We start from the raw sequence: 12,218 nt of genomic DNA on the forward strand, positions 1-12,218 counted from the left end.
TTCTCGCCGCGCGAGACCTTCAGATTGATGTCGCGCAGCACGTGGAACTCGCCATACCACTTGTTGACCCCGATCATTCCCACGACTTCGGGGCCCGTCGACCCGCATTCGCTCATGCTTGTGTTCATCAGAAAATCTCCTAACCGCTTTGCAGCTGTCAGCGTGCGACCCCGGCGCCCGCCCTTCGTTCCAGGAAGGCGCTGTATCGCGAGATCCCAAAGCACATCACGAAGTAGATCGCGGCGATGAAAAGGTAGGTTTCGGTGAAGGGGCTGGGCCAGGCCGGATCGGTGAGCGCCGCCTTGCCGGAGCTGAGCAGGTCGAAAAGTCCGACCACGAGAACCAGAGCGGTGTTCTTGACCATCACAATGATCGTATTGGTAAGGGGCGGGATCACCTTCTGAAGGGCTTGAGGCAGGACGATCAGGCGGATGGCCTGGCTCCAGTTCAACCCTAGCGCCCGGGATGCTTCTTCTTGCCCGGCAGGTACGGCTTGCAAGCCGCCACGCACGATCTCCGCGAGATAGGCCGCCGAGAAAATGGTGAGAGCCACGCCAGCCCGAGCGAGCTTGTCGATCGCCATCCCATCCGGAAGCATGATGGGCAGCATGATCGACGACATGAAGAGCAGGCTGACGAGTGGCAATCCGCGGATGATCTCGATCAGACCGGTTGAGAGGATGTGGGGAACGGCCATCGCAGAACGCCGGCCGAGCGCGAGCACGATGCCCAGCGGGAAGCCGATGCCGAGGGCGGAGACCGCTAGGATCAGCGTCACCGGCAAACCGCCCCAGTAAGCGCTGGGCACCGGAAGTAGACCGAACACCCCACCCTGCATCAGGATGAGGAAGGCCGCCATGGCAGTGGCCCAAAGGACGAGCAGGCTTCGCCCCCAATTGCGAGGCGGCAGACTCCACAGGATGCAAGCGAACAGCATGATCATCGCCAAGAGCGGACGCCATTGCTGATCGGGGGGATAGATCCCGAAGGTGATCTGCCGGAACTTGGCCCGCAGGAAGGCCCAGCACGCTCCCGTAGCTTCGCGGCAAGCCGCGCCGTCGTTTGCGCTCCAGACGCTGTCGATCACGCCCCATTGGATGATGCGTGGCAGCGCGATGATCAGGACCGCACCGAGGGCGATCGTCAGCGCCGCACTGCCGAAGCTGCCGAAGAGCACCGAAAGAGGCGACGCGCGCCGCTCCGGGGGCCTGGCCGACTTTTTGCCGGACCGCGCCGAAGAGGTTTGCTCCAAGGAGAAATCCGCAACCGTCATCGCGTCACCAGCATGACGCGGTTGTTGTATCCGTTCATCAGCACCGAGACCGACAGGCTGATCACCAGGTAGACCGCCATCAGTATCAGCACGCCCTCGATCGCCTGGCCGGTCTGGTTGATCGTCGTGGCCATGACGGAAGCAAAGTCGGGATAGCCCACGGCCAGCGCCAGGGTCGTGTTTTTTACAACATTCAGGAACTGGCTCGTCATCGGCGGCACCATCAGCCGCACGGCCTGAGGGAGAATGACCAGCCAGAGAATCCGCGGCTCCCGCAAGCCCAGCGATCGCGCGGCTTCCCATTGTCCTTTCGGAACGGCGTCGATGCCGCTCCGGACGATCTCGCCGATGAACGCGGATGTGTAGAGCACGAGTCCCAGCATCAACGCCATGAACTCCGGGGTCAGAGTCGCACCGCCAGTGAAGTTGAACCCCTGCAAAGCAGGCCGATCGAAACTCACGCTTGCTCCAACCGTCCAGCCGGAGGCCGCCGCCAGGCCCAATCCTCCGACGGCGATCAGCCGTGGAGGCGGAATCGGGATCCGACCGGCCGTCCGCCCGAAGCAAGCCGCGCAGACCGAGAGAGCGGCCGCAGCGAGCGCAATCCAGGCGGGAATCGCCCATCCGCTTAAAACGGGCCAAGGGAAGAAGAGCCCCCGCAGCGAAAGAAACAGTCCCGGGGCAGGCTCCAACGCCGCACGAGGCGACGGCAACCCGATCGTGAGGACCGCGTACCAGAACAGCAATTGAACCACGAGAGGCGTGTTTCGCATCGCTTCGACGAAGCTTGCGGCAACGCCGCGCACAAGCGGATTGAGGGAGCGACGCGCCAGTCCGATGACGAACCCGATCACCATTGCGGCGGCGATCGCGAGCACTGACACATAGATCGTGTTCAGGAGGCCGACCCCGAATGCCCGCAGATATGTCTGCGTGGGCTCATAAGCGAGAAAGCCTTCCGAAATCGGGAATCGCGCAGGCCTTGTCAGAAAGCCGAAGCCAGTCTGGATTCCACGGCGCGCCAAATTGTCGAGTGTGTTTGCCGTCAGCCAGGCGATCGCCGTCAGGAAAGCCGCAAGGATCGCGGCTTGCCAGACGGCAGAACGAACACGGCGATCGAACCAAAAACGAAGCATGACGCGCCCTCGCGCTCATCGGGAGAGGCGATGCCTCTCCCGATGTCCTGGTGGACTAGTTGAATACGAGCGGGAACATTAGCCCGCCGTCCTTGTGCAGCTTGTTCGGTCCGCGATCGAGCTTGATCGGGCTGTTCTGGCCAATGTGCCTGTCGAAGATCTCGCCGTAATTTCCGAGTTGCTTGACAATGTTGTAAGCCCATTTCTCATCCAGCCCCAGCGCCTGACCGTTCCCCGGCTCGACGCCGAGGAAGCGCTGAACCCGAGGATCGCTCGACTTGAGCTGTTCATCGACATTGGCTTGCGTGACGCCGAGATCCTCCGCCGCGATTAGAGCCTGGAATGACCACTTGACGATATCGTAGAAGCGATCGTCGCCATGCCTGACGGACGGCGCCAAGGCCTCGTAATGGCCGCTGGCCGGGATGATGACGTAATCATCCGGGTTCTTGGTTTGCGTCGCCCGAGCGGACGCGAGCGCCGAGGCATCGGAAATCAACGCATCGCAGCGCCCGCCGAAGAATGCCTGTCGGGTAGCGGGCACGTTGTCGAAGAGAATTGGCTTGAGATCGAGCTTAAATTCACGAGACAGGTCCGCAACGGTGACCTCAGTGGTCGAGCCCGATTGGAGACACACGGATGCGCCCTTCATCTGCTTCGTCTCGGTAACGCCGAGCTTCTTTGAAAGCAAGAACGCGTCGTACTCATAGTAGTTGGGGAACGAGAAGTTGAGGCCGTTCGCATCGCGCCGCAGCGTCCACGTCGTGGTGCGCGGCAACACGTCGATCTCGCCGGTCTGTAGGGCAGTGAGACGCTGGGAGCCCGACAAGGGCACAAAGCGTGCCTTTTCCTTGTCACCGAAGATCGCAACCGCGATTGCGCGGCAAGTATCGACGTCGAGGCCTTTCCAGGCGCCGTTCTGGTCCGGCGCGGAAAAGCCGACATTTCCTTGGCTCGCGCCACAGATTACGTACCCTCGCTGCTTGATCTGCTCGACGGTCTGCTGCGCGTGAGCCGCCGTCGCCATCGAGGTGAGCGAGCCAAGCGCGGCCGCCCAGGCCGCCCAGTTTCGAGCGCTATTCAAGAATTTCATGCTTCTTCCCCTTTTTTGGCGGTTGGTGTTTAGGCGACTTTTGCGTTGGGCAGTTCCAGCGCACCCAGAAGCTTCTCAAGGTCGCTCCAAAGCTCGTCCGGATCCTCGAGGCCGATGCTGATGCGAAGGACTGCTCCCTCGCTCGCCCACACGGTGGCGGTACGTTCGTCTTTGATCGCCGTCGGAGCCACGAGACTGCGCGTCCCACCCCACGAGGCGCCGAGGGCGAACACGCGCATCGCGCTCAGCCCTGTGTCCAGGTTATGCTCGACGCCAGGCTTAAGAACGATGCTGAACACAGCGCTGCCGCCCTTGAAGTCGCGCTTGAACACTTCGTGCCCAGGGCATGACGGCAGCGCGGGATGAAGCACGCGTTCCACGACAGGCTGAGTGTTGAGCCGGCGAGCAAACTCTTCAGCGACACGGCCGGTGTGGGCCATACGCAGACCCATGGTCTCGATGCCACGCAGCGCGAGAGATACCTCGTCGGGCGAAACGCCGATGCCAAGAAGACGCAGGGTATCCTTCAGCTTCAGGCGCAGCCCAAGGTCGGCGACCGTGACCGATCCAAGCAGGAGATCTGAATGACCGCCTACGTATTTGGTGAGGGCTTCGACAACGAAGTCAGCGCCATGAGCCAACGGCTTAAACAGGAGCGGGCTTGCCCAGGTGTTGTCGCAACCGACGAGGACGCCACTGGCCTTCGCCACCCGGCTGATCGCTGCGAGGTCTTGGATTTCCATCGTACCGGAACCCGGCGACTCGACCCAGATCAACCGCGTCTGATCGTCGATGACCGAGGCGATGCCCTCTCCGATGAGAGGATCGTACGCAGTGAACATGATGCCTCTTGGAGCTAGATAGCTGAGGCAAAAATCGCGGACAGGAGGGTAGACCGTGTCGGGGATAAGAACGCGATCGCCAGGCACGAGAACGGCCAACATGACCAGCGCCACAGCTCCTTGGCCCGACGGAGCCAGCACCGTGCGGGCACCGCCGTGCAGGGCAGTAATCTGGGCTTCCAGCGTTCGCGTCGTTGGCGTTCCCTGCAGGCCATAGCTGTAACCGTCGGGACCCCGCTGCTTTCTGCGCGCGAAGGACTCTGCGTCGTCGTAGACGATCGTGGACGCCCGGTACGTCGGAACTGCAAGGCTGGCAAAGCCTTCATGGGAGACGGCCGGGTGATGAACACAGAGCGTTAGATCGTGCATGGGCGTCCTCGAAGTTGGACAAACCGTAGGCGACGATCGTATGAAAACAACTGACTTCCAGACATAGTTCTATGCCTGAATCTGATAGGGTGTTTGCTATGAACTATCGCCAGTTGGAGACCTTCCGGGCGGTGATGTTGAGCGGCTCCGCATCCCGAGCCGCCGAATTGCTCGACATAACTCAGCCTGCCGTGAGCCGGACAATCGCAGAACTCGAAAAGGGAGTCGGCTTCGTCCTCTTCGAGCGGATCAAGGGGCGGCTTGTCCCCACGCCCGAAGCGCAGATGCTGCTAAATGAGGTCGAAAAGAGCTTCGTTGGCCTGGATCGAATCCGGGCAGAAGCGGCTCGCATCAGGGATTTCGGAGCTGGCTCACTCAGGATTGCCAGTTTGGCTGCGCTGGGGGCAACGCTGGTCCCCCGCGCGATTTACAAGTTTCACCAAAAGCAGCCCGAAATTGCCGTCAACCTTCAGATTCATGCCTCTTCGGTGGTCAGGGAACTCGTAAGCACCGGAGGGTTTGATATTGGACTTGCAGCTGACGAGGTCGACCTCACCGGACTCGAACACCAGGCTTTCGCGAGCGTTCGGGCGGTTTGCGCGTTGCCCCCCGGGCACGCGCTGGCAAGCAAATCTGCAATTTCACCGAAGGACTTGGATGGCGTTCGCTTCATCGCCCTAGCGCCAGAGGATCGCGCTCGTCGTCGCCTTGATACGATCCTTCAAGCCGAAGGAGTGGTGCCGAAAATCATCGCCGAGACACCTAGTTCTGGAACGCTGTGCGCGTTGGCTCTCAGCGGCGTCGGGATCGGGATCACAAATCCGGCAGCCGCAGAGGGCTTTGCAATTCGGGGCCTGGTATTTCGCCCCTTCGAACCAGCCGTGTACTTCAAGAGCATCCTTCTATTCCGACCTGACTCGCAGAAAACCAGGCTCGTCAAATCATTTGTCGCCGAAGTGATGCGAGCCCGGTCGTCAGAATAATCCGTCTTCACTCGATAAGAGGCGCCAACCTGAACCGCATCGACGGGATCGACCGCGCCGCGGTCGAGATTATCCCGTTCGACGGGCGCGCGCCGGCGCGCGTCAGGCGGTGAGCAGGCCGAGCGTCCGCTCGATGCGGGAGCAGTTGCCGCGCGCGCGGGCCTTCTCGAAGCAGCGCCTGAGCTTTCCGCTGGCGTAGGACGAGACGACGATGGCGTGGACATAGCTTTTCCGCACCACGGCAGGGGTGTTGACCAGCCGCTCCGAGATCGCGCGCATGATGTCGGCGAGCTGACGCTTGCGGCCCGTCTCGGTCGCGACGATCTCGCCGGCGAGCAGCAGTTCGGCCGCGGCCGCGTTCGCCGCCAGCATGCGCAGGTCCTTGCTGGTGACCGGCAGTCCGGCACAGCGGCCGATATAGGCGTTGATCTCGGCCGCGCGCAAAGCCGCGACCGAGCCGTCCTCGCGCCGGTGCTGGAACAGCCTGCGGCCGGGCAGCTCCTTCAGACGCGTGATCGTGCGCGCGAGCACCGGGTCCTTCGTCTCGCAGGTGATCTCTTTGCCGCTCTTGCCGCGAAACGACAGCGAGACCGTCGTTCCCGAGACCGAGACATGGCGTTTCAGCAAGGTCGAGGCGCCGTAGCTGCCATTGTCCTTCTGGTAGGTCTCGTTGCCGACCCGGATGTGGCAGCGGTCGATCAAGGCGACCGCGCAGGCCAGCGCCTTGTCGCGAGTCAGCCTGCGCCCCTTCAGGTCGCGCGCGACCCCCTCCCTGAGCCGCGGCAGGGCCCCGATCAGGCGGCCCAGTCGCTCGAGCTTGCGCTTCTCGCGAACGCGGTCCCATTCGGGATGATAGCGGTGCTGGACACGGCCGGCCTCGTCGTGGCCGAGCGCCTGGAGATGGGCGTTCGGCACGGCCGCGATGCGAACGTCGCGGTAGGCAGGCGGGATGGCGAGCGAGCGGATGCGGGCCAGCGTCGCCTCGTCGCGGATGGCGGCGCCCTTTTCGTCGAGGTATCGAAAGCCCTTGCCGCGCTTCTCGCGCCTTATCGTCAGATCTTGCGGCTTCGCGCGCTTCAGTCTCACCGCGGCAGCCGGCTTTTCCATCGAACGCACTCCCGTCTTCCGTCACCGTGAGAGAATGCGTATCGGCGCGAAGGGTTCCGGTCGAAAAAGCCGCAGGCCTCTTCGCGCAGATATCGGGATGTCGAACGCGCCTCGTCAGTACACATCCGCCTGATAGCGACCGGCCTTCTTCAAGGCCGCGACATAGGCGACCGCCTCGTCGGCCGAGCGCCTGCCGTGCGCGGCGACGACATCGACCATGACCCGCTCGACATCCTTGGCCATGCGCTTGGCGTCGCCGCAGACGTAGAAATGCGCGCCCTCCTCCAGCCAGGCGAAGAGTTCCGCGCCGCGCTCGCGCATCCGGTCCTGCACATAGATCTTCTCGCTGCCGTCGCGCGACCAGGCGAGGGTGAGGTTGGTCAGGACCCCCTCCTCCTTCATGGCCGCGAGCTCGTCTTCGTAGAAGAAATCGCTGGCGCGGCGCTGATGACCGAAGAAGAGCCAGTTCTTGCCCGGCGACTTCGTCGCCCTGCGGTCGTGCAGGAAGGCGCGGAAGGGCGCGACGCCCGTGCCGGGGCCGCACATGATGACGGCAGTCTCCGGCGTTGCGGGCAGGCAGAAGCCATGGGCGCGCTGGACATAGACCGGCACCTTGTCGCCGGGCCGGACGCGCTCGCCGAGGAATGTGGACGCAACGCCCCAGCGCGGGCGCGTGCCGACCTTGTAGCGCACCGCATCGACCGTCAGCGTGATCTTGCCGGGCGTCGCGACATGCGAGGAGGAGATCGAATAGAGCCGCGGCTGCAGCGGGTCGAGCGCCTCGACGAAGGCCTCGGCCGAGAGCCTGGCCTGCGAGAACTTGTGCAGACAGCCCAGCACGTCGAGCCGGTCGAGATCGCCGTCGGGATCCTCGCCCGCCGCCAGCCGCTTGGCCGTGGCGCGGGTCTCGCCGCCGGTGACGTATGAGACGAGCTGGAACAGCGCGTCCGGCGCCGGACCGAGCGCGCGATCCCTGACGAGGATGTCGCGCAGCGTCTTGCCGCCGATATCGGCATCGGGCCGCGCGCCGAGCAGCGCGATGACGGCGTCGGCGAGGCGCGGATCGTTCTGCGCGACGATGCCGAAGGCGTCGCCGACGATGTAGTCGAGCCCGCATTCCGACAGGTCGAACTCGATGTGCCAGGTCTCCTTCTCGGAGCCCGCGCCGTTGAGCCTGCGGCGCGACAGGAAGGTGGCGAGCGCCGGGTTCTCGCGGCAGCGGCCGAGCGGGCCGGCCGGCGCCGCGGGCGCGACCTCCGAAGAAGCCGCCGCGGGCTGCGCGCCGCTCGCCTCGATCAGCGCCTTGACCTGCCGCAGCGTGTCCTTGCCGCCCGGCGCGCAAAGATTGGGCCGACCTTCCGCACCCGAGGCGATCGCGGCCGCATAGGTCTCGCAGACATAGCCGCACTGGCCGCAATCCTGCTGCGCCATCGCCGCGAAGAGCTTGCGCGGCAGCGGCTTGCCCTCGGCCAGCTTCATGCGCTCCGGCAACTCCATCGCCGGGTCGTGCCAGGGCGCGCCGTCATCCTCGGCCTGCCCCATCACGGCGGCGTTCTCCTCGGCCGAGAGCGCCGTGACGCCGGCATTGTCGAGCGACAGCAGGCCGGCGAAGAAGCCGTTCAGCCAGGAGCGCTGCTCCTCGCTGAAGGGCGCGGTCTCGGGCAGAACCTGGACGAGCGGGGATGACGTCTGCACGGTCATGCCGCGCCTCCGGTGCTGGCGACCAGCGCCCTGAAAGCGTCCATGTCGTGCCGACGCACGAAGGCGACGAAGCTCTCATCGGGCGCGGCGCGATGCGTCGCCCAACTGCGCAGGATCGCCTCGACCAGCGCGGGAGCCTCCTCGGCCCTGACCTTCTCGCGGAAGGGCCGCGCCATGCCGCCCTCGACGCCATAGCCGCCGCCGACCAGCACGTCGTAACCCGGCACGGTGTCGCCATCCTCGTTGACCGGGACCTTCGCCCCGATCAGCCCGAGATCGCCAATATAGTGCTGGGCGCAGGAATGGTGGCAGCCGGTCAGGTGGATGTTGACCGGGGCGTCGAGCGCGATGCGCGGCTCGCAGTGGGCGGCGATGGCGAGCGCATCCTCCTTGGTGTGGGCGGCGGCGAACTTGCAGCCGGTCGCGCCGGTGCAGGCGATCAGCCCGGCGCGCAGGATCGAGGTCTCGGCCGAGAGCCCGATCGCCTGAAGGTTGGCGACGACGTCGTCGACCTTGGCGTCGGGCGCGCCCGAGATCAGCAAATTCTGCCAGACCGTCAGGCGGATATCGCCGTCGCCGCATTTTTGAGAGATCTCCGCGATGGTGCGCATCTGGCCAACGGTGAGCTTGCCCACGGGCAGCGCGACGCCAATCCAGTTCAGGCCCGGCTGCATCTGCGGATGCACGCCGATATGGGCGAGCCGGTCGTAGATCGGGCGCGGCTTGACGAAGCTCGCATCGAGCCGGATCAACTTGTGACCGAGCCTGTCCTCGACGGCGGCGAGGAATTTTTCGAATCCCCAGGCGTCGAGCACGTATTTGAGCCGCGACTTGTTGCGGTCGGTGCGGTTTCCGTTGGCGATGAAGACGCGCACGATCGCATCCGCCACCGAAACCGTATCCGAGGGCGCGACGATGACGCCGGTGTCGCGGGCGAGGTCGTGATGGCCGGTGATGCCGCCGAGCGCAAGGCGATACCAGATGCCGGGTGCGATCGCCTGCCCCGCGAAGGACGCTCCCTCCCCGACCTCGATTGCCTGAAAGCCGATGTCGTTGGTGTCCTCAAGCGTCGCGATCGAGCCGGCGCCGTCGAAGGCGACGTTGAATTTTCGCGGCAGCCCGTAGAGCGAGCGGTCGTTCAGGATGTGGTGGTGCCAGGCGCGGGCGTGCGGGCGCGTATCGAGCAGTTCGAGCGGGTCGATCCCGGCGGTCGCGGAGCCCGTGACGTTGCGGATGTTGTCGGCGCCGGAACCCTTCGCGGTCAGGCCGAGATCGGCCAGCCCCTCGATCAGCGCCGGCGCGTTCTCGGCGGGAATCTCACGGACCTGCAGGTTGGCGCGCGTGGTGACATGCGCGTAGGGGCCGCAAAGCCGCTCGGCGAGATCGGCGACGCCGGCGAACTGCCAGGCCTTGAGGATGCCGTTGGGAATGCGCAGCCGGCACATATAGCTGTTCTGGGCCGGGGCGACGTAGAACAGGCCATGATAGCGCCAGCGGAAATTGTCGTCGGGCTTGGGATAGGTCCCGGCCTCGGCCTGCGCCTTGAAGCGGGCATAGGCGTCGAAGGGGTGTCCGGCCGCCTTCCACTTCTCCTGGTCGACGAGCTTGCCCCCGGCCGCGACGGTCTTCGCCTGCGCCTCGGCATGTTCGCGATCCGGGCCTGACGGCACGGACGAGCCGCCACCCGAGGCGCCACCGAGCGGGCCGAGGCCACGCGCGACGCGCGCGGACTGCATGCCGCTCATGAAGCCTTCGAGATAGCGCTTCTGGTCGGGGGTGAAGTCGTCGCTCATGACGTGCTCCCCTTCTCCCCTCGGGGGAGAAGGTGGCCCGGCGCAGCCGGGTCGGATGAGGAAAGGACGGCGCAGGTCTCACCCGGTCGAGGCTCATCCGTCAGCGCTACGCGCTGCCACCGTCTCCCCCGAGGGAAGAAGGACGCGCGCCGCGCTTCGCCCTTCGCCAAGCCCGCCATTAGGCTGCCTCCACGAACCTGTGGCGCTCGTAGAGGAACTTCAGCACCGCCTCGCGGGCGGCGATGTAGGTCCGCTCGGCGACGAGATCGAGGCGCTTCCTCGGCCGCTCCAGGCGCACGTCGAGCACCTCGCCGATGCGGGCGGATGGGCCGTTCGTCATCATCACGATGCGGTCCGACAGCAGCACCGCCTCGTCGACGTCATGGGTGATCATGATCATGGTGTTTCCAAGCGTGGCGTGGATCTTCATGATCGAATCCTGCAGATGCGCGCGGGTCAGCGCGTCGAGCGCGCCGAAGGGCTCGTCGAGCAGCAGGATCTTCGGCTCCATGGCGAGGCCGCGCGCGATGCCGACGCGCTGCTTCATGCCGCCCGAGATCTCGGCCGGGCGCTTGTCCTTGGCGTGGCCCATCTGGACGAGGTCGAGATTGTGCATGATCCAGTCGTGCCGCTCGGCCTTGCTCTTGGTGGAGCCGAAGACCTTGTTCACGGCGAGCGCGACATTGCCGTAGACGGTCAGCCAGGGCAGCAGGGAGTGGTTCTGGAAGACCACGGCGCGCTCCGGACCGGGCTCGGAGACCTCGCGGTTCTCCAGCAGCACCGCGCCGGCGCTGACCGGGGTCAGCCCCGCGACGATGTTGAGCAAGGTCGACTTGCCGCAGCCGGAATGGCCGATGACCGAGACGTATTCGCCCTTGTCGATGACGAGGCTGACATCCTTCAGGACATGCGTGGTCGAGCCGCCGCGCCGGAAGGTTTTGTCGACATGGTCGATCTTGAGATAGGCGTCGGAGGATGGGGTGGACATGAGCGAGCTCCTCAGTTGACCACCGTGCCGCGGGTGACGACGGCGCCGAGGAAGGCGACGAACTTGTCGAGCACGAAGCCGACGACGCCGATGTAGACGAGCGCCACGATGATGTCGGACAGGCGCGACGAGTTCCACGCGTCCCAGATGAAGAAGCCGATGCCGACGCCGCCGGTCAGCATCTCGGCCGCGACGATGGCGAGCCAGGACAGGCCGACCCCGATGCGAAGCCCGGTGAAGATATAGGGCGCGGCCGAGGGCACCATCACCTTGAAGAAGAACTCGACCTGGTTCAGCCGCAGCACCTGCGCGACGTTGCGGTAGTCCTGCGGGATGTTGCGGATGCCGACCGCCGTGTTGATGATCACCGGCCAGATCGCGGTGATGAAGATCACGAAGATCGCCGAGGGCTGGCTGTCGCGGAAGGCGGCGAGCGAGAGCGGCAGCCAGGCAAGCGGCGGCACGGTGCGCAGCACCTGGAAGACCGGATCGAGACCGCGCATCGCCCAGACCGACTGGCCGATCACCGCGCCGATCAGCACGCCGACGATCGCCGCGAGGCTGAAGCCGATGGCGACGCGCTGAAGCGAGACCAGGATGCGCCAGCCGAGCCCGATATCCTGCGAGCCGGCCCAGAAGAACGGCTCGACGATCAGGTCCTTCGCCTCGGTCCAGATCTTGGACGGCGGCGGCAGCGAGGACTTCGGACCAGACGCCGCGATCTCCCAGAACAGGAGCATCAGCGCGACCGTCACCAGAGGCGGCAGGACGTTGACGAGGATCTCCCGCGGCCAGGGCGCGAGCTTCGCCGCGACGGGCTTGGCGGCCGCGGCCGGCAACGCGACCACCTCGGCGTTGATCGCCGGCAGGGCGACGACCTTGGCGCCCGCCGTCGATGTCTTCAGGACAGCCTGACCCATCTCGGATCTCCTC

The 12,218-nt window shown here is 65.1% G+C and carries 10 protein-coding genes; 1 reads left to right on the forward strand and 9 read right to left on the reverse strand.

Annotated elements, in window-relative coordinates:
* Positions 1-157: 157 nt before the first annotated feature.
* From AC1RRW_RS06710 to AC1RRW_RS06725, 4 genes are read right to left on the reverse strand one after another with little or no spacing between them, the layout of a single operon-like run.
* The gene (locus AC1RRW_RS06710; RefSeq protein ID WP_492899853.1) at positions 158-1,273 is read right to left on the reverse strand and encodes an amino acid ABC transporter permease; all 1,116 of its coding nucleotides are present in this window, start codon (positions 1,271-1,273) and stop codon (positions 158-160) included.
* Positions 1,270-2,409: an amino acid ABC transporter permease gene (locus tag AC1RRW_RS06715; protein ID WP_492899855.1), complete on the reverse strand. Its 1,140-nt coding sequence runs from the start codon at positions 2,407-2,409 to the stop codon at positions 1,270-1,272. Before AC1RRW_RS06715 ends, AC1RRW_RS06710 begins: the two co-directional genes overlap by 4 nt.
* Positions 2,410-2,464: 55 nt before the next feature.
* Positions 2,465-3,502, reverse strand: coding sequence for an amino acid ABC transporter substrate-binding protein (locus AC1RRW_RS06720; protein WP_492899856.1), 1,038 nt, complete (start codon positions 3,500-3,502; stop codon positions 2,465-2,467).
* A gap of 29 nt (positions 3,503-3,531) precedes the next feature.
* Positions 3,532-4,713, reverse strand: a complete 1,182-nt coding sequence (locus AC1RRW_RS06725; protein ID WP_492899857.1) for a trans-sulfuration enzyme family protein — start codon at positions 4,711-4,713, stop codon at positions 3,532-3,534.
* Between the two features lie 98 nt (positions 4,714-4,811).
* Between AC1RRW_RS06725 and AC1RRW_RS06730 the strand changes: the two genes are divergently transcribed.
* Positions 4,812-5,696: a LysR substrate-binding domain-containing protein gene (locus tag AC1RRW_RS06730; RefSeq protein ID WP_492899858.1), complete on the forward strand. Its 885-nt coding sequence runs from the start codon at positions 4,812-4,814 to the stop codon at positions 5,694-5,696.
* 102 nt (positions 5,697-5,798) lie between these two features.
* Here AC1RRW_RS06730 and AC1RRW_RS06735 read toward each other — a convergent pair whose 3' ends face one another.
* The 5 genes from AC1RRW_RS06735 to ntrB all read right to left on the reverse strand — a co-directional run bounded on the left by AC1RRW_RS06735 (position 5,799) and on the right by ntrB (position 12,205).
* Positions 5,799-6,803 carry a DNA topoisomerase IB gene (locus AC1RRW_RS06735; protein ID WP_492899859.1) on the reverse strand — a complete coding sequence of 335 codons (1,005 nt, stop codon included), beginning with the start codon at positions 6,801-6,803 and terminating at the stop codon, positions 5,799-5,801.
* A 114-nt stretch (positions 6,804-6,917) separates the two neighbouring features.
* The gene (locus tag AC1RRW_RS06740) at positions 6,918-8,504 is read right to left on the reverse strand and encodes a sulfite reductase subunit alpha (RefSeq protein WP_492899860.1); all 1,587 of its coding nucleotides are present in this window, start codon (positions 8,502-8,504) and stop codon (positions 6,918-6,920) included.
* Positions 8,501-10,297: a NirA family protein gene (locus AC1RRW_RS06745; RefSeq protein ID WP_492899861.1), complete on the reverse strand. Its 1,797-nt coding sequence runs from the start codon at positions 10,295-10,297 to the stop codon at positions 8,501-8,503. Before AC1RRW_RS06745 ends, AC1RRW_RS06740 begins: the two co-directional genes overlap by 4 nt.
* 178 nt (positions 10,298-10,475) lie before the next feature.
* Positions 10,476-11,285, reverse strand: coding sequence for an ABC transporter ATP-binding protein (locus AC1RRW_RS06750; protein ID WP_492899862.1), 810 nt, complete (start codon positions 11,283-11,285; stop codon positions 10,476-10,478).
* Between the two features lie 11 nt (positions 11,286-11,296).
* Positions 11,297-12,205: a nitrate ABC transporter permease gene (ntrB, locus tag AC1RRW_RS06755; RefSeq protein ID WP_492899864.1), complete on the reverse strand. Its 909-nt coding sequence runs from the start codon at positions 12,203-12,205 to the stop codon at positions 11,297-11,299.
* Positions 12,206-12,218: the final 13 nt, after the last annotated feature.

Source organism: Allobosea sp. GW821-FHT12C12 (assembly GCF_058807355.1).